At 43.7% G+C, this 24,647-nt stretch carries 30 protein-coding genes; 26 read left to right on the top strand and 4 right to left on the bottom strand.

The window, feature by feature from the left end; genetic code table 11:
* The first annotated feature begins 99 nt into the window (after positions 1–99).
* Together NQ095_RS01285 and NQ095_RS01280 are read left to right on the top strand one after the other, a co-directional pair.
* Positions 100–330, top strand: a complete 231-nt coding sequence (locus NQ095_RS01285) for a YqkE family protein (protein WP_258261706.1) — start codon at positions 100–102, stop codon at positions 328–330.
* The gene (locus NQ095_RS01280) at positions 309–860 is read left to right on the top strand and encodes a GrpB family protein (protein ID WP_375162789.1); all 552 of its coding nucleotides are present in this window, start codon (positions 309–311) and stop codon (positions 858–860) included. Before NQ095_RS01285 ends, NQ095_RS01280 begins: the two co-directional genes overlap by 22 nt.
* Before the next feature lie 23 nt (positions 861–883).
* On the opposite strand, the gene NQ095_RS01275 is transcribed toward NQ095_RS01280, so the two are convergent.
* Both NQ095_RS01275 and mciZ read right to left on the bottom strand, forming a co-directional pair.
* A complete protein-coding gene (locus NQ095_RS01275; protein WP_258261705.1) occupies positions 884–1,807 on the bottom strand; it encodes an aldo/keto reductase in 924 nt (307 codons plus the stop codon).
* A 79-nt stretch (positions 1,808–1,886) separates the two neighbouring features.
* Positions 1,887–2,012, bottom strand: a complete 126-nt coding sequence (gene mciZ, locus NQ095_RS01270; RefSeq protein WP_258261704.1) for a Z-ring formation inhibitor MciZ — start codon at positions 2,010–2,012, stop codon at positions 1,887–1,889.
* Between the two features lie 81 nt (positions 2,013–2,093).
* Here mciZ and NQ095_RS01265 point away from each other — a divergent pair, with 81 nt between their 5' ends.
* Positions 2,094–2,642, top strand: a complete 549-nt coding sequence (locus tag NQ095_RS01265) for an NUDIX hydrolase (protein WP_258261703.1) — start codon at positions 2,094–2,096, stop codon at positions 2,640–2,642.
* A gap of 146 nt (positions 2,643–2,788) precedes the next feature.
* On the opposite strand, the gene NQ095_RS01260 is transcribed toward NQ095_RS01265, so the two are convergent.
* Positions 2,789–3,370, bottom strand: a complete 582-nt coding sequence (locus tag NQ095_RS01260) for a GNAT family N-acetyltransferase (protein ID WP_258261702.1) — start codon at positions 3,368–3,370, stop codon at positions 2,789–2,791.
* A gap of 137 nt (positions 3,371–3,507) precedes the next feature.
* On the opposite strand from NQ095_RS01260, the gene spoIIM reads away from it, so the two are divergent.
* From spoIIM to NQ095_RS01175, 17 genes are all read left to right on the top strand, one after another.
* Positions 3,508–4,161 (top strand): stage II sporulation protein M, encoded by a 654-nt coding sequence (gene spoIIM / locus NQ095_RS01255; protein WP_258261701.1) that lies wholly within the window; start codon positions 3,508–3,510, stop codon positions 4,159–4,161.
* A 111-nt stretch (positions 4,162–4,272) separates the two neighbouring features.
* On the top strand, positions 4,273–4,731 hold the full coding sequence (fur, locus tag NQ095_RS01250; protein ID WP_258261700.1) for a ferric iron uptake transcriptional regulator: 459 nt from the start codon (positions 4,273–4,275) through the stop codon (positions 4,729–4,731).
* Between the two features lie 187 nt (positions 4,732–4,918).
* Entirely contained in the window at positions 4,919–5,146 is a 228-nt protein-coding gene (locus NQ095_RS01245; protein WP_060672280.1) for a YqzK family protein, read from the top strand.
* 6 nt (positions 5,147–5,152) lie between these two features.
* Positions 5,153–6,046 (top strand): site-specific tyrosine recombinase XerD, encoded by an 894-nt coding sequence (gene xerD / locus NQ095_RS01240; RefSeq protein ID WP_060672281.1) that lies wholly within the window; start codon positions 5,153–5,155, stop codon positions 6,044–6,046.
* A 209-nt stretch (positions 6,047–6,255) separates the two neighbouring features.
* Positions 6,256–7,440, top strand: coding sequence for a phosphopentomutase (gene deoB / locus NQ095_RS01235; RefSeq protein WP_258261699.1), 1,185 nt, complete (start codon positions 6,256–6,258; stop codon positions 7,438–7,440).
* 82 nt (positions 7,441–7,522) lie between these two features.
* The gene (locus NQ095_RS01230; RefSeq protein ID WP_060672283.1) at positions 7,523–8,338 is read left to right on the top strand and encodes a purine-nucleoside phosphorylase; all 816 of its coding nucleotides are present in this window, start codon (positions 7,523–7,525) and stop codon (positions 8,336–8,338) included.
* Between the two features lie 34 nt (positions 8,339–8,372).
* Positions 8,373–9,677: a pyrimidine-nucleoside phosphorylase gene (locus NQ095_RS01225; RefSeq protein WP_258261698.1), complete on the top strand. Its 1,305-nt coding sequence runs from the start codon at positions 8,373–8,375 to the stop codon at positions 9,675–9,677.
* 449 nt (positions 9,678–10,126) lie between these two features.
* Positions 10,127–11,293, top strand: coding sequence for a D-alanyl-D-alanine carboxypeptidase family protein (locus NQ095_RS01220; RefSeq protein ID WP_258261697.1), 1,167 nt, complete (start codon positions 10,127–10,129; stop codon positions 11,291–11,293).
* Positions 11,294–11,414: 121 nt separating this feature from the next.
* On the top strand, positions 11,415–11,765 hold the full coding sequence (gene spoIIAA / locus NQ095_RS01215) for an anti-sigma F factor antagonist (protein WP_034758203.1): 351 nt from the start codon (positions 11,415–11,417) through the stop codon (positions 11,763–11,765).
* 1 nt (position 11,766) lies between these two features.
* Entirely contained in the window at positions 11,767–12,210 is a 444-nt protein-coding gene (spoIIAB, locus tag NQ095_RS01210; protein ID WP_060672286.1) for an anti-sigma F factor, read from the top strand.
* Positions 12,211–12,222: 12 nt separating this feature from the next.
* Positions 12,223–12,987 (top strand): RNA polymerase sporulation sigma factor SigF, encoded by a 765-nt coding sequence (gene sigF, locus NQ095_RS01205; RefSeq protein WP_258261696.1) that lies wholly within the window; start codon positions 12,223–12,225, stop codon positions 12,985–12,987.
* Positions 12,988–13,207: 220 nt separating this feature from the next.
* Positions 13,208–13,828 (top strand): stage V sporulation protein AA, encoded by a 621-nt coding sequence (locus NQ095_RS01200; RefSeq protein WP_258261695.1) that lies wholly within the window; start codon positions 13,208–13,210, stop codon positions 13,826–13,828.
* Complete coding sequence (locus NQ095_RS01195; RefSeq protein WP_258261694.1) at positions 13,818–14,240, top strand: stage V sporulation protein AB; 423 nt, start codon at positions 13,818–13,820, stop codon at positions 14,238–14,240. Before NQ095_RS01200 ends, NQ095_RS01195 begins: the two co-directional genes overlap by 11 nt.
* 23 nt (positions 14,241–14,263) lie before the next feature.
* Positions 14,264–14,860, top strand: coding sequence for a stage V sporulation protein SpoVABEA (gene spoVAEA / locus NQ095_RS01190; protein WP_258261693.1), 597 nt, complete (start codon positions 14,264–14,266; stop codon positions 14,858–14,860).
* Entirely contained in the window at positions 14,826–16,304 is a 1,479-nt protein-coding gene (locus NQ095_RS01185) for a spore germination protein (protein ID WP_258261692.1), read from the top strand. Before spoVAEA ends, NQ095_RS01185 begins: the two co-directional genes overlap by 35 nt.
* Positions 16,305–16,380: 76 nt before the next feature.
* Positions 16,381–17,679, top strand: coding sequence for a diaminopimelate decarboxylase (lysA, locus tag NQ095_RS01180; protein WP_258261691.1), 1,299 nt, complete (start codon positions 16,381–16,383; stop codon positions 17,677–17,679).
* Between the two features lie 360 nt (positions 17,680–18,039).
* Positions 18,040–18,411, top strand: coding sequence for a GNAT family N-acetyltransferase (locus tag NQ095_RS01175; protein ID WP_258261690.1), 372 nt, complete (start codon positions 18,040–18,042; stop codon positions 18,409–18,411).
* 13 nt (positions 18,412–18,424) lie between these two features.
* Here the strand turns inward: NQ095_RS01175 and NQ095_RS01170 are convergent, their stop codons facing one another.
* On the bottom strand, positions 18,425–18,955 hold the full coding sequence (locus NQ095_RS01170; RefSeq protein WP_258261689.1) for a DUF309 domain-containing protein: 531 nt from the start codon (positions 18,953–18,955) through the stop codon (positions 18,425–18,427).
* A gap of 165 nt (positions 18,956–19,120) precedes the next feature.
* Between NQ095_RS01170 and NQ095_RS01165 the strand changes: the two genes are divergently transcribed.
* From NQ095_RS01165 to NQ095_RS01140, 6 genes are all read left to right on the top strand, one after another.
* Positions 19,121–19,885: a segregation/condensation protein A gene (locus tag NQ095_RS01165; RefSeq protein WP_258261841.1), complete on the top strand. Its 765-nt coding sequence runs from the start codon at positions 19,121–19,123 to the stop codon at positions 19,883–19,885.
* The gene (gene scpB, locus NQ095_RS01160; RefSeq protein WP_258261688.1) at positions 19,872–20,465 is read left to right on the top strand and encodes an SMC-Scp complex subunit ScpB; all 594 of its coding nucleotides are present in this window, start codon (positions 19,872–19,874) and stop codon (positions 20,463–20,465) included. The genes NQ095_RS01165 and scpB overlap by 14 nt, the downstream gene beginning before the upstream one ends.
* A 245-nt stretch (positions 20,466–20,710) precedes the next feature.
* Positions 20,711–21,877, top strand: coding sequence for a D-alanyl-D-alanine carboxypeptidase family protein (locus NQ095_RS01155; protein ID WP_258261687.1), 1,167 nt, complete (start codon positions 20,711–20,713; stop codon positions 21,875–21,877).
* Positions 21,870–22,463, top strand: coding sequence for a nucleoside recognition domain-containing protein (locus tag NQ095_RS01150; RefSeq protein ID WP_258261686.1), 594 nt, complete (start codon positions 21,870–21,872; stop codon positions 22,461–22,463). Before NQ095_RS01155 ends, NQ095_RS01150 begins: the two co-directional genes overlap by 8 nt.
* Positions 22,464–22,991 (top strand): spore maturation protein, encoded by a 528-nt coding sequence (locus tag NQ095_RS01145; protein ID WP_258261685.1) that lies wholly within the window; start codon positions 22,464–22,466, stop codon positions 22,989–22,991.
* Between the two features lie 801 nt (positions 22,992–23,792).
* Positions 23,793–24,524, top strand: a complete 732-nt coding sequence (locus tag NQ095_RS01140; RefSeq protein ID WP_258261684.1) for a pseudouridine synthase — start codon at positions 23,793–23,795, stop codon at positions 24,522–24,524.
* The last annotated feature ends 123 nt before the right edge of the window (positions 24,525–24,647 follow it).

Here is a 24,647-nt window from a genome sequence, read left to right as displayed (position 1 = left end):
GAAGGGGAGAGTACCTCTTTTGACCGGCTTTTTTGAGCCTGCCTTTTGACTAAAGAGAAAAAAAGATTTATAACTATGACAGATAGGGGGAATCAGAACATGTCCAAGAAAAAGAAACAGGAAGCCGAATTGACGTTGAAAAATTCCATCAACGGGGACATCTTCGAACAACTGAAGCAGAAGAAGGCAGAGCTTGAAAAAGTAGAGTCTGTGAAGAAGGAAGAAGAGCGCATTCGGAAAATAGAAGAGAAAAAACAGCGTGAAAAGAATAAAAGTTTCGAAGAGCTGTTGAATGAAAGCAATATGAATTGGAAGAACTACAAGGATTGATGAGGGAAGTAAGAGTGGTGCCTCATCAAGCAGACTGGCAGGAGAAATTTGAAAATGAAAAACGCAGTCTGAATAAGCTCCTTCCTGACGCAATCATCCATCATATCGGTTCAACCTCCGTACCGGGTTTGGCTGCTAAGCCGATAATAGATATAATGATAGAAGTACTAAGCTTAGAGAGCGTTGATGAACGTAGAGAACAATTCAGGCAACTGGATTTTGTCGGAAAAGGTGAGAATGGCATCCCGAACCGCCGCTACTTCTATAAAGGAGAAGGGAATGAGAGAGCCGTACATCTTCATATTTTCCCTTATGGCATCGATCATGTAGTCAGGCACTTGGCGTTTCGTGATTATTTGAGGGAATTTGACAAGGAAGCCAAACGATACGGTGACTTGAAATCAATGCTTGCAAAGAAGTTTCCGCATGATATGGATGGCTACATTCAAGGGAAGGATCAATTTGTGAAGGACCTTGAGGAAAAGGCGTTAAGCTGGTATGAAAAAAATAAGCGGGAAGGGAACCAATAAACCCTGACCCGCTTATTTTTTTCTCAGTCCCTATGTTGCTCATATCGTGTCAATTTGGTTAACTGTTTTAGCATGTCAAGCTCTTCGGAAGATAAAGGTTCCGCATTCACTGCGTCGATATTCTCCTGAAGCTGTTGAACGGAGCTAGCGCCAGGGATCACAGCACCAACCGACTCATGAGCGAGAATATATTGAAGGGCAAGATCGTTCATTGAACGGTCGTCACCCATTTTCCCATGGATGGACTTCAGTGTTTCTTCAAGCTCTTGATAAGAGTAGTCCAGATAGCCATCTTCTTTCATTTTCGCAGAAGCTTTGGAAAGCATCTTTTCGGAAAGGAGTCCTTTTGCCAAAGGACCCCGCGCAACGATACTCACCTTATTCTCATCGAGCAGGTCCATCCACTCTTCCGGTCGGCGGTCCAGTAAGCTGTACTGCATCATGACGCTATCAATGGAAGAAGAACGTAGAAATCGCTTGATGACATTCGGCCTGATGGAAGAGATGCCGTAATGGCGAATCAGCCCTTCTTTCTTCAATTCTTCAAATGCAGCGATCGTTTCTTCAAAATCGTCTTCGATCGTCCCTCCGTGAAGCTGATAAAGGTCGATATAGTCCACTTTCAGGCGGGAAAGGCTGTCCTTCACGGCAGACTTGATATAGGATTTTGAAGGATCCCAGCGCCAGCCATCATCGACATCATTCCAGCGGTTCCCACCTTTGGTGGCCAGGATGATGTCGTCCCGGACATCACGAATGGCGTTGCCGACGATTTCTTCATTTTGGCCAAAGTCATATAAATCAGCAGTATCAAGATAATTGATTCCATTTTCTAAAGCGTGCTGCACAATTTCCTTCGCGGCGCTCTCTTCGGTTCCAAGGGACATACACCCGAGTCCCATCTTTGATACTAATAAATCAGAGTTTCCTATCCGTCTTTTTTCCATGGTATCCGTCCTTTCGACATTAGCACTCTCTATTATATTAACGAAAGTGGGGACGAATAAACAAAGAAAACGGTCGGATTCAACGATTTGCGTCGATCCATTCCTTGACAGTAACGTAGGTTCGATTATATTCCTTCAGCTTCGCCTTGATTTCCCATGCTTTCCCTACCAGGATGATCCGGTCCTTTTCAACAATCACCTTCAAGGGTTTTCACCTCGATCCTCGAATGGGATATGGTAAAATGTATGAGGACAAGGTCGATGACAGAACAAGGAGAGTTGAACGATGAAAAAATTTGAAGAAAAGACGATTACAACAGAAACGATCTATCAAGGGAAAATCATTGATCTTCAAGTGGATGAAGTCGAGCTTCCAAACGGCAAGACATCCAAGCGGGAACTGATAAGGCACCCTGGAGCAGTAGCGGTCATCGCATTGACACCGGAAGGGAAAGTGGTGATGGTGGAGCAGTACCGCAAAGCGCTGGAGAAATCCATCATCGAAATTCCAGCCGGGAAGCTTGAGCCGGGGGAAGAGCCGGATAAAACCGCCCTGCGTGAATTGGAAGAAGAAACGGGTTATGGATGTGGAAATCTGGAACATTTGATTTCATTTTATACGTCGCCTGGATTTGCAAATGAGCTTGTTCACTTGTATATAGCTCACGATATTTATCCCATTCAGGAATCAAAAGAAGCGGATGAAGATGAATTTGTCGAGTTGATTGAAGTGACAGTAGAAGAGGCATTGCAGCTCATCAAAGAACAGAAGATTTATGATGCAAAAACGGCGTATGCAGTTCAATATTTGCAACTGCAGAAGCTTGCGAAATAAGAGGGAATGGTGAAGGAAAGCTGGACGCCTGTCGAAATGGGGTCCAGCTTTTCGATTGATATGGGAAAATATGCAATAAATGATAAATTGACGCGATTACTCCGATTTCGACGCAATTATTCCGGGAACGAATTTCCTTACAGGAATCAACTCTTAATCATATCTCCTGGAATCAGTGAATACACACATGTATCACGTGCATCAATACCGTTCTCATCAAGGTGATCATACCTTGAAATCCCCTCCAGCTTGAACCCAAGTTTCTCAGGGACCTTCCGTGAAGCCGCATTTCTCTCATCACAACGAATCTCAACCCGCTTACAGGAGAGGTCGTTTAGGGCGAAACGGGTCAGCTCCTTCACTGCTTCGACCATATACCCTTTTTTCGTGTACCTTGTATGAAGCCAATACCCGATTTCCACTTTAGGAACGTCCCAATCAATGCGGTGAAGTCCTGTAGACCCGATGAATTCGTCCGTTTCTCTCAAATAAATATGTAGTCTGATGTCGGTCTTTTTTATGAATTCTGCATAGGAATCCCGTACCCCGGCTTCCACATCTTCAAGGGTTTGTTCTTTACGGGCGAAGGGAAGCCATCGTTTTAATTCCTCCCTGGATTCAGATATCGCTCTAAACACGGCAGGTCCGTCCCCGGGCATGCACGGTCTAATAAATAGGCGGGGGGTTTCGATACGTTCAGGGAACTTGATTAGGCTGTGGTTCTTCATAGTATGTTCCTCCACTTCCACAATAAGGTTTCTATGATTATACGTTTATCCCTGTGGAAGTTCAATAGAATAGAATAGAATAAACGTGGCCAACCTCACATATAGATTAGTAATCGATATCTAGGAGGAGCACTGTGATGCGCAAAAAAATGTCAAATTCAAATCCACTCGTTCAACATGTACAAGCACATTCCTCAATCTATTTATTTATCATTACATTGTTTTTAATGGGGATCATTTTTGGTGCGATTGTCGTGAATTCTTTATCATTCGCCCAAAAGGAGGACCTTTATTTCTATTTAAGTAAGTTCTTTAGTGAGATGGAGGATGGAAGTATGACGTCAGCCGAAGAGCTCTTCCGTCAGAGTTTCCTCCATAATGTGAAGTATCTCGGATTGATGTGGCTCCTCGGGATCTCGATCATCGGGCTGCCCCTCATCTTCGTCCTATTATTTATGAAAGGTGTCGTAGTTGGCTTCTCAGTCGGTTTCCTCGTGAATCAAATGGGGTGGAGCGGATTTTTATTGTCTTTTGTGAGCGTGCTTCCACAAAATATTATCATCATTCCGGCATTCATCTTCATCGGGGCGATCAGCGCTAACTTCTCCCTGACATTGATCCGGAAGATCTTTATGAGGAGCACGTCGTCCCTGCAGTTCCAGATGATTCCGTTTCTGTCCAGATACGTCATCTTCATGGTGGTGGCCATCGGAATCGTCACCATAGCCGCAAGTATTGAAGCCTATCTTTCACCTACTTTAATGGAAGCGGTCATAGGGAAAATTAAATAAAACGATTCTTATATAAGAATCGTTTTATTTGTTTGATTATAATTATTTTATTTTGCTTATTCTTCCCTTTTTGATATAATAGTAAAGACATTGACGAGGGAGGAGAGGACTATGGAAAGCCGCATTGAACGAATAAAAAAACAGCTTCATTCTGCCAGCTACAAGCTTACGCCACAGCGCGAAGCTACGGTACGCGTGTTATTGGAACATGAAGAAGATCACCTCAGCGCCGAAGATGTATACCTCCTCGTTAAGGAAAAATCTCCGGAAATTGGACTGGCGACCGTATATCGTACATTGGAATTGTTGTCTGAACTGAAAGTTGTAGATAAAATCAATTTTGGCGATGGTGTATCGCGTTATGATCTCAGGCAAGAAGGGGCAGCCCACTTCCATCACCATTTAGTATGCATTGAATGTGGAGCTGTTGATGAAATTCAAGATGATCTCTTAGAAGACGTTGAAACGATTGTCGAACGAGACTGGAAGTTTAAAATAAAAGACCACCGCCTCACCTTTCATGGCATTTGTTCCAGATGTCAGGATAAAGAAGAGGATCCAGAAGAATAAGATGATGCCGGAAAGCCTTAAAGACCCCTGTGTTGTTTCTGAAATCGGAAACCTCCCATACATACTCTTTAAGGCTTTTTTTATACTCTCCCGGAATTTTTCGCGGTTTCTGACTCCATAAGGTATAAAACGGTTCAAAATCGTCATAGCTTGTATTAATAAGCAAGCGAATATGGAGGACGACAGGATGATAAAAGGGGTTCAAATGGTATGGCAGACCATTAAGGTGTTTATTTTATTTACGGGTTCAACGATTTTGTTCTACTATGGTATCATGTGGATAAGTGAAGAATACGAAGGTTATCACAAATATGATGAGCCAGAGGGAGCGGCGGTAAAGGTTTATTCTTCCGTGACAGAGGAAGAAAGCCATTGGTATGACCGATTATTATTTTTTTATATGAACGGGGAGTAATGCAGTGTGGAAGACCATATTCAAGATTTCATGCACTTTTTAATAGTAGAAAAAGGGCTTGCAAAAAATACGATCGAGTCGTATCAACGCGATTTAAAGAATTATGCCTTATATTTATCGAAGGTTGAGGAAGTGGCGGAATTAAATGCCGTTTCACGAGTGAATATTCTTCAATTTCTCGGCCATTTGAAAAACCAGGGGAAATCTTCAAAGACCGTTGCCCGTCACGTGGCATCGATACGGTCCTTTCATCAATTCCTATTGAGGGAAAAGACGACGGAACAAGATCCGACTGTTCATATCGAGACACCTAAGACCGAGAGGACACTCCCGAGGATCTTGAGCATAGCTGAAGTGGAGGCTTTACTCGAAGCTCCTGAAGAATCGACGCCTTTAGGGATGAGGGACAAGGCGATGCTTGAGCTTCTTTATGCGACGGGGATACGGGTAAGCGAGCTCATCCAGCTTCAATTGGAAGATGTCCATTTGACCATGGGATTTGTCCGGTGCATCGGAAAAGGGAACAAAGAGCGGATTATCCCGATCGGGCAGACGGCCATGGATGTCCTCGAGAAATATTTAGGTGATGCACGATTGAAATTACGGAGCAAGAAGCACCGTGATGATCATTTATTCCTGAATCACCATGGAAAAGGGCTGACAAGACAAGGCTTCTGGAAGAATTTAAAGGCCCTTGCCAAGAAAGCCAATATCGAGAAGGATTTGACACCTCATACGCTTCGTCATTCATTTGCCACTCATTTGTTGGAGAATGGGGCGGATCTCAGGGCAGTACAGGAAATGCTTGGTCATGCAGACATTTCCACGACGCAAATCTATACACATGTGACGAAAACACGCTTAAAGGATGTCTATTCGCAATTCCATCCTAGAGCTTAATAGAATGAAGAGGGATTCCACAAAGAAATTACGCTTCTTTAAGGGATCTCTCTTGTTTTTTTTGTAAGGGAAAAGTAGAATATAGATGTCAGACTTCTGACGTTAAATCCTGTCGATTGCTTCAAAGCAGATAAGGGTAAGATACGTTTGAAGGTCGAAAATGTAACCGCTTTTTTAAAAATGGATTAATATTTAGGAGGTTTACTATAATGAGTAACTATACATACAAACGGGTTCACTTGATCGTAATGGATTCTGTCGGTATCGGCGAAGCGCCTGATGCAGAACTGTTCAACGACAAAGGAACAGATACGCTCGGTCATATTGCTGAACATATGGATGGACTGAAGATGCCGAATATCGGGAAGCTCGGCCTTTCCAATATTAAAGAAGTAAAGGGTATTGAAAAAGCTGATAAACCTCTTGCATACTACACAAAAATGCAGGAAGCGTCAGTCGGGAAGGACACAATGACCGGCCATTGGGAAATCATGGGCCTGAATATCGATAAGCCGTTCAAGACATACCCGGATGGTTTTCCGGAAAAATTGATTCAAAGACTTGAAGCCGAAACAGGCAGGACGATCATCGGAAACAAGCCTGCGAGTGGCACTGAAATCATTGAAGAACTGGGAAAAGAGCATATGGAAACAGGAGCTCTCATTGTGTATACATCTGCAGATCCCGTTCTTCAAATCGCAGCTCATGAAGACATCATTCCGATAGAAGAGCAGTACAAAATCTGTGAGATTGCCCGTGAAATCACGAAAGAAGAGGAATACCTCGTCGGACGTGTGATTGCCCGTCCGTTCGTGGGTGAACCAGGGGAGTTCAAACGGACATCCAATCGCCACGACTATGCGTTGAAGCCGTTTGAGCGTACGGTCATGAATGAAATGACAGATTCAGGACTGGACGTGATCGCCATCGGAAAGATTTCGGATATCTACAATGGTGAAGGTGTGACCGATTCGATCCGTACGAAGCATAATATGGACGGAATGGACAGTTTCATCAAAACATTCGATCAGTCCTTCACAGGTCTAAGCTTCCTGAATCTTGTGGACTTTGATGCGTTATACGGACATCGTCGTGATCCCAAAGGCTACGGGGAAGCACTGGAAGAGTTCGATGCGCGACTGCCGGAAGTGTTTGACAAAATGACGGAAGATGATCTTCTCATCATCACGGCGGATCATGGAAATGACCCTACTGCACCGGGGACAGACCATACGAGAGAGTATGTTCCACTTCTTGTATATTCCAAACGATTTAAAGAAGGGAAGAAACTGCCGATCTCCGAAACATTCGCAGATATCGGGGCAACGGTCGCTGATAACTTTAATGTGAAAATGCCGAAGTTCGGGCAAAGCTTCCTGGCTCAATTGAAATAAGGGAAAGAAAAAATAAAAGCAGGAGAGAGGGATGAAGCGGAAAGCTCATTTCCTCCTCTTTACGTTGAAAAGGAGTAATAAGATGAATTACGAGAACATCCAAAATGCAGCAAATCATTTAAAAAATCAATATACAGGACAGCCTAAGGTCGGATTGATCCTTGGATCAGGACTTGGCGTACTGGCAGATGAAATCCAAAACTCAGTGAAGATCCCTTATAAGGAAATTCCTGATTTCCCTGTTTCAACAGTAGCGGGACATGCCGGACAGCTTGTGTTCGGACAATTAGCCGGACAGGAAGTTGTCGCTATGCAAGGGCGTTTCCATTACTATGAAGGGTATGGATTCGATAAAGTGACATTCCCTGTACGCGTCATGAAAGAGCTGGGCGTTGAAGTGCTGATTGTGACAAATGCAGCCGGCGGGGTGAACGAAAGCTTCCAGGCTGGGGATTTAATGCTGATTTCCGATCATATCAACAACATGGGTGGCAATCCACTCATTGGAGCGAATGATTCCCGCTTGGGACCGAGATTCCCGGATATGTCAGAGGCTTATTGTAAAGAACTTCGTCAAAAAGCGAAAGAAATCGCTGGAAAATTATCCATTGAAGTGCAGGAAGGTGTGTATGTAGGAAATACCGGTCCTACATATGAAACGCCTGCTGAAGTTCGCCTTGCCCGCACCCTGGGTGGAGATGCAGTCGGAATGTCAACGGTACCTGAAGTCATCGTGGCCCGCCATGCAGGAATCAAGGTATTGGGGATTTCATGTATTTCAAACATGGCTGCAGGGATTCTGGATCAGCCTCTTTCCCATGATGAAGTCATGGAAACGACGGAAATGGTACGTGCTAATTTCCTTTCATATGTAAAAGAGATCGTAAAATCGTTATAAAAGTGGATTAATTTTAGAAGAATGGGTGAATACAATGAGAATGGTTGACTTAATAGAGAAGAAACGCGAAGGAAAAGAATTATCTACGGAAGAAATTAAATTCATCGTGGAAGGGTATACAGATGGCAGCATCCCTGATTATCAGGTGAGTGCCCTGACAATGGCGATTTTCTTTAAAGATATGAGCGATAGAGAAAGAGCAGACCTGACGATGGCCATGGTGGAATCCGGAGATCAAATTGATCTGTCCGCCATTGAAGGAATCAAAGTGGATAAGCACTCTACAGGAGGAGTCGGTGATACAACCACACTTGTTCTTGGACCACTTGTGGCATCTGTCGGTGTCCCTGTAGCGAAGATGAGCGGAAGGGGTCTTGGTCACACCGGGGGAACCATCGATAAGCTTGAATCCGTAGAAGGATTTCATGTGGAAATCGAAAACGAGGAGTTCATCCGCCTTGTGAATAAGAATAAACTTGCCGTCATCGGTCAAAGCGGTAACTTGACACCTGCCGATAAAAAGCTGTATTCCCTGCGTGATGTGACGGCAACGGTCAACAGTATCCCTCTGATTGCAAGCTCGATCATGAGTAAAAAGATTGCAGCGGGTGCCGATGCCATCGTCCTTGACGTAAAAACCGGTGCCGGTGCCTTCATGAAGACGCTTGACGATTCAAAGGACCTTGCCAAAGCAATGGTGAACATCGGGAATAACGTCGGAAGAAAAACGATGGCGGTCATCTCAGACATGAGCCAGCCTCTTGGATATGCGATCGGGAATGCGTTGGAAGTGAAAGAAGCGATCGATACGTTAAAAGGGGAAGGACCTGAGGACTTAACGGAACTGTGCCTGACCCTTGGAAGCCACATGGTGTTCCTTGCGGAGAAAGCTTCAACGTTGGATGAAGCGAGGGCGTTATTACAAAAAGCCATTGAAGATGGTTCAGCTCTTGAGAACTTCAAAGTCTTCCTGGAGTCTCAAGGAGGAGATCCATCCGTTGTGGATGAACCTTCCAAGCTGCCTCAAGCGGAGTACAAGATCGAGCTTGAAGCGAAACAGGATGGCTATGTATCTGAGATAGTCGCTGATGCAGTTGGAACGGCTGCTATGTGGCTTGGGGCAGGACGGGCGACGAAAGATTCAGTGATCGACTTAGCCGTCGGTCTTGAACTTCGCAAGAAAATTGGCGATGAGGTCAAAGCGGGGGATTCCCTTGCGACGATCTACAGCAATGACGAAAACATCGACAAGGTTAAAGAGAAGCTATATGAAAGCATCAAAGTGACATCTGAACATGTGGATGCGCCTACGTTGATTCACACTGAAATCACGGGTTGATTCATCATGTTCGATCAAGGCCTTTGCCAAGAGGAATATTTCTCTTCGGCAGAGGCTTTTTTTGATGAGTTTTAGTAGAGTGAGGAGTGATATTTTCCACTTATTGTAATAAAACGCAATTGTTGAAGAAAATGACGCAATCACCAATGAAAAAGACGAACTCATAAAACAGAGCCTCTTTAAAGCGTTCAACCCCCAACTGAAGCAGTTTCAAAATAGCAAATCCTCAAGCCAAATAATCATTTCTCATTCTAAATTCACATTTTTTCAAATTCAATCCCCATTTCTTCAACAAACAACCATTTTACACCTAGCTCCTCTCCCGCTTCCATCAAACGCTCCTCTACCCCACCACTTTTTTACCAATCATTGTATAAAAATGATGAGGATGGAAAAAATGGATCTATGAGTATGGAATAATAACGAGATTTTGATTGGAGGACAGTTGGATGAAACGTTTTGCGTATATAGTGGTGACATTTGTGTTAACAGCTTTTCTATTTCCTTCTATGGGATTTGCTCAGGAGAAGAAATCGGAGCTCGCCGACGTGGCGAAATCAGCCATTTTGATTGAGCGTGATACAGGAGCGGTGCTTTATGAGAAAAACAGCCATGAAAAGCTGGCACCTGCTTCCATGACCAAGATCATGACCATGACCCTCATCATGGAAGCCCTTGAAAAAGGTCAGATCAAGTGGGATGACAAAGTGCGTGCAAGTGAGTACGCTGCATCGATGGGTGGATCACAGATTTTCCTCGAGCCGGGTGAAAGCATGTCAGTTAAAGAAATGCTGAAGGGGATTGCCATTGGGTCGGCCAATGACGCCTCAGTCGCGATGGCGGAGCATATTGCAGGAAGCGAAGAAGCATTTGTTGAGAAAATGAACAAAAAGGTGAAGGAGCTCGGATTAAAGGACACTCACTTCAAAAACCCGACAGGTTTACCGTCCAAAGATCATTACAGCTCGGCCCATGATATGTCCATGATGGCGAAAGAACTTCTTAAATATGATGGAATCACGAAATTTACAGGCAGCTATGAATCCTATTTACGGGAAGGGTCGGATAAAAAGTTCTGGCTTGTGAATACAAATAAATTAGTCCGCTTTTATGAAGGGGTGGACGGTTTGAAAACAGGTTTCACGAATGAGGCGAAATATTGCCTGACGGCGACGGCAAAGAAAGACAATATGAGAGTGATTGCGGTCGTGTTCGGTGCCCCGACTCCAAAGGAACGTAACAATGAGGTCAGCAAAATGCTTGATTATGCCTTCAATCAGTATTCGACCAAACCCCTCTTCAAAAAAGGAGATTCCCTGGCAAAGGTGAAAGTCTCAAAAGGGAAGGAAAATAAAGTGGATGCTGTAACGGATGAACCTATATCCCTCCTTACCCAAAAAGGTGAAAAGCTAGATGGGATCCAGCAGAAAATCACCTTGTCGAAAGACTTGAAAGCCCCGATTAAAAAAGGAGACAAAGTCGGGACACTCGTGGTGATGAATAAAGGGAAAAAAGTAGTCGAAAGCACCCTTGTGGCCAAGAAAAATATAAACGATGCCAGCTGGTGGGAATTATATAAAAAATCCTTTGGACTTTTTACGAAGGTAGGTAAGTAATGACCTTCAGAAAATAACCTCTAATTATGACGAATTCCTTCTAGTTTTGTCATGGAGAAGGAATTCACTAAAAGAATAGCGAAATGACTCACTATACGACAGAGAAGGAGGCTTTCTGATAGTGAGTCTTGCTATTAACTTAGAAGTCAAAAAAGATGTACTGTGTGTCCGTTTAAGTGGTGAGTTGGATCATCACACCGCCGATGAACTGAGAGAAAAAGCTTCAAGCCTGATTGAAAGTGAGAATGTGAAGCATATCATTTTGAATTTAGAGGAATTAAGCTTTATGGATAGTTCCGGATTGGGTGTCATTTTGGGCAGATACAAGCAGATCAAGCAAAAGCATGGAGAAATGGTGGTATGTGCGATTTCCCCTTCTGTAAACCGATTATTTGAAATGTCAGGGTTGTTTAAGATCATTCGTCTTGAGCCGTCTGAAGAAAACGCATTACAAAGATTGGGGGTCGCATGATATGAGAAATGAAATGAATATTCAATTCAGTTCTTTAAGCCAAAATGAATCTTTTGCCCGCGTGACTGTGGCATCATTTATTGCCCAGCTCGATCCGACAATGGATGAGTTGACTGAAATCAAGACCGTCGTCTCGGAAGCCGTGACCAATGCCATCATTCACGGGTATGATAACAGACCGAATGGGACGGTTTATATTTCCGTGATCATGGAAGAGGATGGGTTCATTGATATGACCATCCGCGATGAAGGGATTGGAATCGGGGATGTGGAAGAAGCCCGTCAGCCACTCTACACCTCCAAGCCGGAGCTTGAGCGTTCCGGGATGGGATTTACGATCATGGAGAATTTCATGGATGAAATAGAAGTGTCATCACACCCAGGTACAGGCACCACGGTAAGGTTGAAGAAGCACTTGACCAATAGTAAAGCGCTATGCAATTAAGGAGTCGTGCCCATGGATGTCGAAGTGAAAAATGAAAAGGAACAGACCTTTTTGAAAGATCACGAGGTGAAAGACCTGATAAAGAAAAGTCAGGATGGTGACCAGAGCGCCAGGGATTTAATCGTCCAGAAGAATATGCGCCTCGTATGGTCCGTCGTCCAACGTTTTCTCAATCGTGGTTATGAGCCGGATGATCTCTTTCAAATAGGCAGTATCGGGTTGCTGAAATCAGTGGATAAGTTTGATTTAAGCTACGATGTCAAGTTTTCGACTTATGCGGTTCCGATGATTATCGGGGAGATCCAGCGTTTCATTCGGGATGATGGGACAGTGAAGGTGAGTCGTTCCCTGAAGGAAATGGGGAATAAGATCAGGAAAGCAAAGGATGAGCTCTCCAAGAAGTTCGGAAGGGTCCCGACCGTCAGCGAGCTTGCCGACCATCTTGAGTATTCCGTTGAAGAGGTGATCATGGCCCAGGAAGCGAGTCGTGCTCCATCATCGATTCATGAAACGGTTTATGAAAATGATGGAGATCCCATCACGCTTTTAGATCAGATTGCCGATAATACGGATAATAAATGGTTTGACAAGATTGCCTTGAAAGAAGCCATCCGTGAATTGGATGATCGGGAGCGGCTGATCGTATATTTAAGGTATTACAAAGATCAGACCCAATCGGAAGTAGCGGATCGGCTGGGGATCTCCCAGGTGCAGGTATCGAGGCTAGAGAAGAAGATCTTACAAACGATGAAAGAACAGATGCATACAGAGTCATAGGTAAAATAACCTTGTGGATCCAATTTTTGAATCCACAAGGTTATTTTTTTGATTGAAATTGTTTTCATAAACCACTCACTCCAGTCCTTCCCAGTGCTTCCATCCCTACGTTGGGTTCAGCTATTTCTCCCAGTCATCCCCGTGGTCATTACATAAATAAATCACGTTAATCCATACTATTGGTACGAAGGGAAAATCATGTTTTCAGGAAGTGAACTGCATGGAAGGTATTTTGTATATACGCTTACGTCATCGAGTGCAGGTAAGGGAAGAGAGCATGGTCAAGCTTTCTCAGCTGGCGCAAATCATAGCATCCGAAACGATTGTAGAAGATGTAAGAGAAATCCCGATTCACCAAGTGACGCCTTCAGATAAGAATATTGTCGTGATCGATGTCATGAAAGTCATCAGTGAGGTATGCAAAGTATATCCAGACCTGGATATTCAAACGATCGGGCCGACTCAAAGTATTATAGAAGTGATTTATGAGAAAAAGAAAGTCTCTCTCCCTTTATTCATTGGCGTTTGGTTACTATTATTCATCGGTGCGGCCCTGGCAATTATGAATTTCCATGAAGATGTAAGTATGAGAGAAGTTCATCAAAGGCTGTATCATTTCGTGACAGGAGGGGTGGATCCCCATCCTTTATTGTTCCAGGTTCCTTACTCGTTTGGGTTGGGCCTCGGGATGATTTTGTTTTTCAATCATGTGTTCCGAAAAAGACTCAATGAAGAGCCGAGCCCTCTTGAGGTTGAAATGTTTAACTACCAGCAGGATTTAGATCAATACGTGATTATGCACGAAAATAAAGAAAGTCAGAAGAAACTGGATGACCATTAATGTTTTGATAACCGTATTTATTGGATTTGCCGGGGGGCTCGCTGTAGGCTCGGGCTTTGTTGCCTTTTTAACCGTATTGGGTATTATCCCCCGGTTAACTCAATTGACCAAAACAATGAAAATGATTCATTACTATGAGATGGCCGTCGTTACCGGGGCCCTAGCAGGAGGGTTTATCAGTCTGAATGATTACACACTCCATTTCTCTCCGCTGGTCCTCATCCCCCTCGGTCTTATGAGCGGGGTGTTCATCGGCCTGTTGGCCGCTGCGTTGACAGAAGTATTGAATGTGTTTCCCATCCTGGCGAAACGCATCGGGATTGATGGACAGATTGTGATTCTGATCATGGCGATTGTGTTCGGGAAGATATTCGGTTCACTATTTCATTGGCTCTACTTGGTTCATCAATAATTTGCAAGAGGCAGGGGTTGTATATGGACAATAAAAGGAAAGTGATCCTGATAACAGATGGGGATGAATACGCCAAGCGCGCCATCGAATGTGTGGCGAAAGGGTATGGGGGAAGGTGTATCTCAAGTTCTAAAGGCAATCCATCTGTACTGTCAGGACCTGAAGTCGTAAAACTGATCAAAAGAGCCAAGAACGACCCTGTCTTTGTGATGTTTGATGATAGTGGATTCATTGGGGAAGGTGCCGGGGAGCGCGCCTTGAAATATGTTGCGAATCACTCCGATATAGAGGTTCTCGGAATCATCGCCGTGGCCAGTAAAACACGACAGGCCGAATGGACCAGGGTGGATGTGTGCATTGATAAATTTGGGGAGTTGACCCCATATGGTGTAGATAAATTTGGCGTACCTGAAATGGACGTTGGCAGATTAACGGGGGATACTGTCTACTGCCTGGATGAACTGGATGTGCCGGTGATTGTCGGGATTGGTGACATAGGGAAAATGGCCAAGCGGGATCATTACTCCCAAGGCGCCCCCATTACGAAAAAAGCAGTGGAGATCATCTTAGAAAGGAGTGGGTATCATGCCTCAAAAGACGAAAGAAACACCGATACCTAAAGATCTAAAAGTCATTGAAGATTATATGAAAGAGCACGTAGGGTTGAACACAAGCTTTGACATCGGTGTCCGTAAATTGATGGTCTTGAAAAAAGGTGTTCATTTTTATTATATAAATGGCCTCACTGATGCATCCTACATTATTGAAATTGTAGAAGAACTTGTGGAGATCAATGATCATGAGCGGGCTACAAGCAGATTATACGATATTGTACATAATCGACTTGTGCATCAATCCGTCGAACCCGTCAAAACGATTGAAGAAGCAGTCGATGAAGTGCTTTCCGGATTGATTGCGGTCTTTGTAGAAGGATATGAAGAAGCGCTGATCGTGGATGTCCGAAGTTATCCGGGGAGGCAGCCGTCAGAACCTGATACAGAAAAAGTGGTGCGTGGTTCCCGCGATGGATATGTCGAGAATATCATCGTGAATACAGCATTAACTAGAAGAAGAATAAGGGACCCAAGACTTCGGTTTGAGATTTTCCGTATAGGCGAACGCTCGAAGACGGATATTTCGATTGCTTATATTGATGATGTGGCAAACCCGAGTTTAATCGAAGTCATAAAAAAAGAATTGAAGAGTATTAAAATCGATGGATTGACGATGGCAGATAAAACAGTGGAAGAGTTTCTTGTTAAACAGGGATATAACCCGTACCCGCTGGTCAGATACACGGAAAGAGCGGATGTGGCTGCCACTCACTTATTAGAAGGGCATGTCCTGATTTTTGTCGATACATCCCCGAGTGTCATCATCACTCCAACAACGTTCTTTCATCATCTGCAGCACGCAGAGGAGTACAGACAGTCACCTGCGGTAGGTACATTTGTCCGGTGGACACGATTTATGGGCGTACTTGCTTCATTATTCCTTTTGCCCTTATGGTATCTGTTTGTCCTAGATCCTTCATTACTCCCGGAAGCGATCAAGTATGTCGGTCCACAGGAACAGACCAATATCCCGGTCATCGTTCAATTATTCATCGCGGATCTTGGGGTGGAGATGTTCAGGATTGCCGCCATTCATACTCCTACTCCGCTCTCGACGGCCATGGGTTTGATCGCAGCCGTTTTGATCGGTCAGATTGCCATCGATGTAGGGCTTTTCCAGCCTGAAGTGATCTTATATGTAGCAGTAGCTTCAATCGGTACGTTTGCGACCCCGAGTTATGAATTGAGTGTGGCCAATAAGATGGCAAGGCTGCTTCTCCTGGTGATGGTTGCGTTCTTCCATATTCCAGGGTTGATGATCGGCAGCACCCTGTATATTCTATACGTTGCCAATATTAAATCTCTCAATACACCGTATCTATGGCCGCTCCTGCCTTTCAGTCCGAAGGCGTTTATGCAGATTCTCGTAAGGAAGTCGGTACCGGGATCTAAGATTCGACCGAGTATCGTCCAGCCGCGAAATAAATACAAACAGCCTGCGAAATCTTAGAATATTGCAACAACTCTAGTTCTGTGGTAAATTACGTTTAATTAGTAGTGGACTATAGAGGGGACTGAGGCAATTCATGCATCTTCATGAATCAGCAGAAATAAAAAACGGTTGCTTAATGATAGGAGGGGTCAGTACCGTAGACCTGGCAGCTCAATATGGTACGCCCCTTTATGTATATGACACGAAACTTGTCAGAGAACGTGCAAGAGGGTTTAAAGAAACATTTGAATCCCTCGGGGTGAAGGCGGAAGTTGCTTATGCCAGCAAAGCATTTTCCTGTATCGGGATCTTTCAGTTAATGGATGAAGAAGGTTTGTCCCTGGATGTCGTATCAGGAGGAGAGCTGTTTACGGCCCTGAAGGCAGGGTTCCCTCCAGGACGAATCCATTTTAATGGGAATAACAAGTCGAGGGAAGAACTAACGATGGCCATTGAACATAAGATCGGCTGTATCGTCGTCGATAATTTTTATGAGCTGGAGCTTGTGAGTGAATTGTCACGATCTCTTGAAGAAGCTACAAAGGTACTGTTAAGAGTAACCCCGGGGATCGAAGCTCATACTCATGATTATATCCTAACCGGACAAGAAGATTCGAAATTCGGATTTGATTTAGAGAACGGTCAGGCCGAGAAAGCGATGAAATCAGCGATGGATTCAGAAACAATTGAATTGTTGGGTCTCCATTGCCATATTGGTTCGCAGATTTTTGAAACGACGGGATTCATTCTCGCCGCCAGGAAAATCATTGAGAAGGTCGCCCGGTGGCATTCTCAATACAGCTTTGATCCAAAGGTCATTAATCTGGGTGGAGGCTTTGGGATTCGATATACAAAAGATGATGATCCAATCCCTCCGGCTCGATATGTGAAGGAAATGATTGCTGCAGTGCAAGAGGAAGTGGAGAAATACAGTTTAGAGATGCCTGAAATCTGGATTGAACCGGGGCGGTCACTCGTAGGAGATGCAGGGACCAGTCTCTATACAATGGGATCACAGAAAGAGGTTCCAGGCGTCCGGAAATATGTAGCGGTTGATGGGGGAATGAGCGATAATATCAGACCTGCCCTATATAAGGCGAAGTATGAAGCGATCATAGCGAATAAAGCCGACCGGATGTGTGAAGATACGGTGTCCATTGCAGGGAAATGCTGTGAGTCGGGAGACATGTTGATATGGGACTTGCCACTTCCTGTCCCCGAAGCAGGGGATATTCTCGCTGTCTTCTGTACTGGTGCATACGGATATTCGATGGCGAATAACTATAATCGGATTCCACGGCCAGCCGTCGTATTTGTCGAGGAAGGGGAAGCCAGGTTAGCTGTCCGAAGGGAGACATATGAGGATTTAATTACCCACGATGTAAAGTTTTAACGACATGTAATAGTCTTTAAGTATCTCATACTTAAAGACTACTTTTTTCGCATTCCGAATTACATACTTTAACAAATTTCGATTTTACTATACAATAACTATGACATAAATATATAGAGTGAACACAAAGGAGTCAGTCATGAAGATCAGTAATAAAGCATTGTTCTTGTTATTAATCGTTGCCGGTCTGGTGTGGGGAGTCATCTATTGGATGTTCATCGCTGGAAACTGATGGAGTAGGATTTGCTTAATAAAAGTAAATTTAGTAAGATAAATAAACGTTCATATCAATTAAATTTCTAGTTTTTGTCTATAATAGGAAATAAATAGATTAGACATAAAACATGACGAGGGGTAAATATGTTAATTCGGTATAAAAAGGCGTTTGAAAAGATTGCAATGGGGTTATTATCTTTCATGCCAAATGAAAAGGATTTGAAGAAGCTTCAACAGACGATGAAGCAATACGAAACTGAAGAAAATTGGCAGCTCTTTTTATGGAAAGAAGAGGACATAGTAGGTTTAATCGGAGTTTATAAAACTGAAGGTACATTAGAGATTCAACATATATCAGTCAATCCATCACATCGTCACGAAGGAATCGGGAAATCCATGGTGAAACATCTCAGGGATATGCACTCGGAGCTTGAAGTGAAGCCAAATGCAGAAACCGCATCATTTTTTGGGAAATGCGATGAAATGGGTGCGGAAAACGAGGAACAAGAACAATAAAGAGGCAGACCGCCTATTCTGGTGGTCCGCCTCTTTTTTTTCGCAAGGCATTCTTCCGCTCTGTTATCACATCAGTGCGGTCCCTGAGGGAATGACGGTGGATGAGCGCTGAATTCGTCAGGTCACTCTCTCTGCACCAGATGTAGCCATTTTTCCTGCACCGCAACTGAACCTGATTTGAAAGTGAAACATCCATTAAAGGCAGGATGATACTGTGATACGGCTGGTTTTCGCTGATTTGGTGGAGTGTTTCCTCAATCATTGCTTGAAGCTTTCCGGAATGAATCCCAAGACGGGTCAGTTCCTTGTGATTACTCTCAATATTCTTGATCGCTTTATTAAATGTTCTGACCGCACCTGTCTGATTGCCTCTTCTATAATGATAAAACCCAACAGCCACCTGGATCAGCCCTACCCAGTGGGAAGTCCTGTTTCCTGGATCGACTTCTTTCCAATACTCTTCTAATACTTCATGGCATTCAAAATAATCACGATTTCCATGGAAGTACATTAAGTATTCGATATAGGCTTCCGGATAAACCATAAGATCCCTCCATATGACGCAAAGTAGTTAAATTGTAGCATAATCCATTGCCAAAACGACAGGAAAGCCTGTAAATACAAAACTTTCTATTGGAGAATAGAAGTCTTTCTACTATACTATTAAGTAGCGTTCTTGCAAGATTGTTATGAGAAATTTGGTGATAAAGTGGAATACAATGTGAAGATTGACGCTTTTGAAGGCCCCCTGGATCTTCTTTTGCATCTGATTAACTCGTTAGAAATTGATATATATGATATTCCTATGGCTCAGATCACTGAGCAATATATGTTATATGTACATACAATGAAGAATTTGCAACTGGATGTAGCCAGTGAATACCTGGTGATGGCAGCGACGTTACTCGCCATAAAAAGTAAAATGCTCCTTCCTAAGCATGATGAAGGCATGATGAACGATGAAATCGAATTTGAAGAGGACGATCCCCGCGATGAACTGGTGGAGCGGTTGATTGAGTATCGTAAATTTAAAGAAGCAGCGAATGAGCTGAAACATCGTGAGGAAGAGCGGGGGCAGGTGTATACCAAGCCTCCAAGTGACCTTTCTGAATTCAGTGAAGAGGTCGATTTAAAAAATACTGAAGTTCAGGTATCTTTATATGATATGCTTGGAGCTTTTCATAAATTATTGAGAAGGAAAAAACTTCAACGACCTGTTCAAACGAGAATTACAAGACAGGAAATATCCATTGAGAAAAGAATGACTGATATTCTAGATAATTTACAGAATCTAAAAAGACGTACATCCTTTACAAGTCTTTTCCCCTCTGACAGCAAAGAGCATCTTGTGGTGACATTCCTTGCTGTGCTGGAATTAATGAAGCGGAAACAAATCATCGTCAACCAGGAACAAAACTTCACGGAAATATTTGTAGAAGCTGGAGAGGAGGCTGGAATGGTTGAACAGTATTAATTGGAAAGGGGTCCTTGAAAGCTTATTGTTTGCAGCGGGGGACGAAGGTCTATCACTGAAACAGGTCTGTTCTGTACTGGAAATCGAAGAACAGAAAGCAAAGGATGTCCTTGAAGACTTGAAGAATGATTATGAGAATGATTCCAATAGAGGCATATACATCCTTGAAATAGCAGGAACCTTTCAATTAGTGACCAAAAAAAGAAATGCCGACTACTTAAAGAAGCTGGTGGAATCCCCCCATGTTAGTTTTCTGTCACAGGCTGCCCTTGAAACCCTTGCGATTATCGCGTATAAGCAGCCAATCACGCGGATGGAAATCGAGCAGATCAGGGGTGTCAAGACCGAGCGTCCCATTCAGACCCTTACGTCAAAAGGGCTCGTCAAAGAAGTTGGCAGGGCGGAAGGGACCGGCCGTGCATTCTTATTTGGCACAACGAAAGAATTTCTGGACTACTTCGGCCTTAAAAGCATCGAGGAGCTTCCGCCTCTACCTGACAATATTGAAGACGAATTCGCCCAGGACGAAGCCGACCTGTTCTTTGAGAAGTTTCAGGAGACGATGGAAACAAATGAATAATGATTCATTTATGAACAGACAGGACTGTCAAGATTCAAAGACAGTCCTGTCTGTTTTTTGGTGGGTACAGGAGGGTTTTCAAGTACCCTGACACAGCTTTCATTAGTTGTGTTTTTGTCAAGGCTTAGGCAAATGGAGATAAACACTTCACCTGTATAATCAACACCTTTGCTTTCAAGATTTCACTCATATTACCCCTTGTCCTCTCATAAACTTGTACAAACACGTTAGATTTAAAGGAGTAGATGGGTGTGAATCGTAAGAGAGCGAAATTTTACATATATTATTTTCTTATATGTGCTTTTTTGTTTGTATCTGTTTCCAATAAGGTTCTGGCTGCACCTTCAGTCAGTGCACAAAAAGCAATCTTAATGGATCAGGAAACAGGGCGTATTCTATATGAAAAGGATGCCCATACTCAAAGTCGCATTGCCAGCATCACGAAGATCATGACAGCAATCCTCGCCGTGGAGTCCGGAAAGATGGATCAGGAAGTAACCGTATCTTCGAACGCAGCAGGCACGGAAGGTTCCTCCCTTTACTTAAAGGCAGGAGAAAAGATAAAGCTTGAGGATCTCGTATACGGGTTGATGCTCAGGTCAGGGAATGATGGGGCAGTCGCCATTGCAGAATATGTAGGTGGGAGCCTGGACGGCTTTGTATATATGATGAATGAAAAAGCAAAGGAAATCGGGATGGAAAATACTCATTTTTCCAATCCCCACGGACTGGACGACCATGAAGATCACTATTCGACTGCGTATGATATGGCCGTTCTGGCAAGATATTCAATGGAAAACGATAAGTATAAGGAAATTGCAGGCACCAAAGTCCACACCGCTCCAAATCCTGATGAAAAGTGGGACCGCAAGTGGAAAAACAAAAATAGATTGCTGACGGAATTATATAAATATAGTACAGGAGGGAAAACGGGTTATACAAAACTGGCAAAAAGAACGCTCGTTTCCACTGCTTCCAAGGATGGGGAGAATCTGATTGCCGTAACCCTGAACGGTCCAGATGACTGGAATGATCATATTGGTATGTTTGAATATGGATTTAAACACTATGATTATAAAATCGTCCTCGACAAAGGCAGAATTGAAAAAATGGATGATAAAATCTATAAAGATCATGCCTATCTGAAACGGGAGTCTGTATTAACGTTGACGGATGATGAGGTGAAGGAAGTCAAGGTTGAATACAAGATGCTGAAGCCAAAGGAGGAATGGATAAAAGGTGAGCATGTGCCTGAGGTAGTCGGGAAGGCAGTGGTGTATTTAGGGGATCAGGAAGTAGATATCCTTCCCGTTTTTTATAAAGCATCAGCCGAACAGAAAGAAGAAAAAAGCTGGTGGAAATTTTGGGCTTATTCCTTCGAATCCATCATAGGGGTACGGGACCATGGTTAACTTGATATGGGTTGGGATGACCATCATCGGGTTGATATTCGCAATCATTAACGGAAAAATGGCCGAAGTCAATGAGGCTATTTTTACTTCAGCGAATGAAGCTGTTACCTTATGTATTGGATTGGTCAGTGTATTAGTATTTTGGCTGGGGATTATGAGAATTGCCCAGGAAGCAGGTTTACTTGATAAATTGGCAAAGTTATTCAGGCCATTCGTGAAGAGGCTGTTTCCGGAAATACCTGATAACCATCCGGCGATGGGCTATATTCTTTCCAATATGATGGCCAATATGTTCGGCTTGGGAAATGCTGCGACCCCACTCGGGATCAAAGCCATGGAGCAGTTGAAAAGCTTAAACGGAGGAAGGGATGTTGCCAGCAGGTCGATGATCACATTCTTGGCGATAAACACCTCCAGCATTACGATCATTCCGACAACGGTGATCGCGATCCGTATGAAATATGACTCTGCTTCGCCAACTGAAATTGTAGGACCGACTCTGATCGCCACGATGCTGTCCACCATCGGTGCGATTCTGATCGACCGTTATTTTCATTATAGGCGTATCCGTCGAGAGGTGAAGTAAATGCAATGGATATCCACCATTTCCTTATGGCTGATTCCCATCATGATTGGGTTTATATTAATCTATGGGACCATTAAAAAGGTCCCGACGTATGAAACGTTTGTTGACGGAGGAAAAGAAGGGATTAAAATTGCCGTATCCATTATTCCCTTTCTCATCGGGATGCTGGTGGCCATCACCATCTTTCGGGAATCAGGTGCCCTTGAATTCTTTGTTGGGCTTATCCGCCCCGCATTGCTTGCACTGGGTATCCCACCGGAAATCGTCCCCCTGGCAATCATAAGGCCGATTTCCGGCACTGCTGCACTCGGCATGATGAGTGATATCATCGGAACGCATGGTCCTGATTCGTTCATCGGAAGACTGGCTTCTACCTTACAGGGAAGTACAGATACAACGCTATATGTACTAACCGTTTATTTCGGTGCAGTCGGAATCCGAAAAATGGGGGATGCACTGAAGGTAGGTCTCCTGGCCGATCTAGTAGGAATAGCAGCTGCCATCTTCATCGTCACCATCATGTTTTAATGATTGGCTGTTTTTATAACATAATTGCTTTTGACGAAGCGAGTAGTGGTTGATTTCCTCTGCAGGTGCCCGCTTTCCGCGGGGCGTGAGTTTGCCTCCTCGGGCTGTGCCCTGTGGGGTCTCAAGATCCAGCTACGGTGGCTAGCCCCTCGAGGTCATAAGATAAATGGTCCAAGAAGGCAAAAGAACGCCTTCTTAGCCCATTCATCATATGCTTGTCGGGGCTGAGCAAGCCACCTCCGCTTTTCAGGCTTTCCCGCAATTCCCGCAGGAGTCGAGCACCTGCAGCGAGAATCAACAATGTGAGTTTTTCCCTAAATTCGTAAATGTCATGTTTAATTCCTATCACATCACGCTTTAAATAGTGAAGGCTTTTTTATAACAAATGTAAAATCCACTTTATCTTTACTGAGTTTATTAGAACCTTTAGCTCTGCCACCAAGTGCATATTTAAAGGGTGAGGGGAAATGCGTAGACTCCTACGGAAAAACGGGCGTGTCGAGACCCCGGAAGCGAACTGTGCTGAGGAGACTCGGCCGAACGTCCGTGGAAAGCGGAGCAGTTCCCCTCACCATAAAGCATACACCTGTCGGCAGAGCATGTAGGAACATTTATGTAAACAACAATCTTTGTGAAAACAGTCTAAAGTTTTAATGACAAGTCTCACCTTGCAGGGAAGATTAAAAGGCATAAAGGCATCGATCCGAATGGTCGATTTTCCTTTATGCCTTTCTATTTTGCCTGGATTGTGTAATAATTCATGAAGGTAAATGTATTGAAAATTAAATGAGGTGAAAGACCGTGGAACGATTACAAAAAGTAATTGCTCACAGTGGCGTGGCATCACGCCGTAAAGCAGAGCAATTAATTATAGAAGGTAAAGTAAAGGTCAATGGGAAAGTCGTAAAGGAACTTGGAACGAAGGTGTCACACTCCGATCGCGTTGAAGTGACGGGAATCCAGATCGAAAGAGAAAATAAAGTATATTACATGCTCTATAAACCAAGAGGTGTCATCTCGGCTGTTACCGATGATAAAGATCGTCAGGTTGTAACGGATTTCTTCCCTGAAATCGAGGAAAGAATTTATCCTGTCGGCAGACTAGATTATGAAACTTCAGGCATTCTGCTGCTAACCAATGATGGCGACTTTGCCAATTCCCTGATGCATCCAAGCAATGAGATTGAAAAGACATATGTCGCAAGATTAAAAGGGATCCCGCCTAAATTTAAAATCCGTGAGCTTGAAAAAGGAATTAAGCTGGAAGACGGAATAACCGCACCTGCGAAGGTGAAAGTCCTGAGTATCGATAAAAAGCAGGGAAAATCTATCGTGGAGATCACGATTCATGAAGGAAGAAACCGTCAGGTCCGCAGGATGTTCGAAGCCCTCGGTTATCCTGTGCAAAAATTGAAAAGAGAAAGATATGCATTCCTCTCGCTCCACGGCTTGAATGCTGGAGAGGGCAGAGAACTGACGCCACATGAAGTGAAACAATTGAGGACGCTTGCTGAAACAGGCAGCATTCACTAATCACCCATGGAAAGTGTCACATATCCTTCATATAATTTACATTAACTTTAAAGTGATAAATGATATAATGAGAAAGGAATTTTACCCTGAAATCATGGGATATTTCTCTGCTCATTATGAGGA

The sequence above is a fragment of the Rossellomorea sp. SC111 genome (genome assembly GCF_024733565.1).
Classification (GTDB): Bacteria; Bacillota; Bacilli; order Bacillales; family Bacillaceae_B; genus Rossellomorea.
The sequence above is the reverse complement of the archived record's forward strand: the minus strand, read 5'-3'. Positions and strand labels throughout refer to the sequence as shown.

Bases quoted from the DNA above. Each gene is read 5' to 3' on its own strand.
- NQ095_RS01285 (WP_258261706.1), top strand. From the start codon at position 100: ATGTCCAAGAAAAAGAAACAGGAAGCCGAATTGACGTTGAAAAATTCC.
- NQ095_RS01275 (WP_258261705.1), bottom strand. From the start codon at position 1,807: ATGGAAAAAAGACGGATAGGAAACTCTGATTTATTAGTATCAAAGATG.
- NQ095_RS01265 (WP_258261703.1), top strand. From the start codon at position 2,094: ATGAAAAAATTTGAAGAAAAGACGATTACAACAGAAACGATCTATCAA.
- NQ095_RS01260 (WP_258261702.1), bottom strand. From the start codon at position 3,370: ATGAAGAACCACAGCCTAATCAAGTTCCCTGAACGTATCGAAACCCCC.
- spoIIM (WP_258261701.1), top strand. From the start codon at position 3,508: ATGCGCAAAAAAATGTCAAATTCAAATCCACTCGTTCAACATGTACAA.
- fur (WP_258261700.1), top strand. From the start codon at position 4,273: ATGGAAAGCCGCATTGAACGAATAAAAAAACAGCTTCATTCTGCCAGC.
- NQ095_RS01245 (WP_060672280.1), top strand. From the start codon at position 4,919: ATGATAAAAGGGGTTCAAATGGTATGGCAGACCATTAAGGTGTTTATT.
- deoB (WP_258261699.1), top strand. From the start codon at position 6,256: ATGAGTAACTATACATACAAACGGGTTCACTTGATCGTAATGGATTCT.
- NQ095_RS01230 (WP_060672283.1), top strand. From the start codon at position 7,523: ATGAATTACGAGAACATCCAAAATGCAGCAAATCATTTAAAAAATCAA.
- NQ095_RS01225 (WP_258261698.1), top strand. From the start codon at position 8,373: ATGAGAATGGTTGACTTAATAGAGAAGAAACGCGAAGGAAAAGAATTA.
- NQ095_RS01220 (WP_258261697.1), top strand. From the start codon at position 10,127: ATGAAACGTTTTGCGTATATAGTGGTGACATTTGTGTTAACAGCTTTT.
- spoIIAB (WP_060672286.1), top strand. From the start codon at position 11,767: ATGAGAAATGAAATGAATATTCAATTCAGTTCTTTAAGCCAAAATGAA.
- sigF (WP_258261696.1), top strand. From the start codon at position 12,223: ATGGATGTCGAAGTGAAAAATGAAAAGGAACAGACCTTTTTGAAAGAT.
- NQ095_RS01200 (WP_258261695.1), top strand. From the start codon at position 13,208: ATGGAAGGTATTTTGTATATACGCTTACGTCATCGAGTGCAGGTAAGG.
- NQ095_RS01195 (WP_258261694.1), top strand. From the start codon at position 13,818: ATGACCATTAATGTTTTGATAACCGTATTTATTGGATTTGCCGGGGGG.
- spoVAEA (WP_258261693.1), top strand. From the start codon at position 14,264: ATGGACAATAAAAGGAAAGTGATCCTGATAACAGATGGGGATGAATAC.
- NQ095_RS01185 (WP_258261692.1), top strand. From the start codon at position 14,826: ATGCCTCAAAAGACGAAAGAAACACCGATACCTAAAGATCTAAAAGTC.
- lysA (WP_258261691.1), top strand. From the start codon at position 16,381: ATGCATCTTCATGAATCAGCAGAAATAAAAAACGGTTGCTTAATGATA.
- NQ095_RS01175 (WP_258261690.1), top strand. From the start codon at position 18,040: ATGTTAATTCGGTATAAAAAGGCGTTTGAAAAGATTGCAATGGGGTTA.
- NQ095_RS01170 (WP_258261689.1), bottom strand. From the start codon at position 18,955: ATGGTTTATCCGGAAGCCTATATCGAATACTTAATGTACTTCCATGGA.
- NQ095_RS01155 (WP_258261687.1), top strand. From the start codon at position 20,711: ATGGGTGTGAATCGTAAGAGAGCGAAATTTTACATATATTATTTTCTT.
- NQ095_RS01150 (WP_258261686.1), top strand. From the start codon at position 21,870: ATGGTTAACTTGATATGGGTTGGGATGACCATCATCGGGTTGATATTC.
- NQ095_RS01145 (WP_258261685.1), top strand. From the start codon at position 22,464: ATGCAATGGATATCCACCATTTCCTTATGGCTGATTCCCATCATGATT.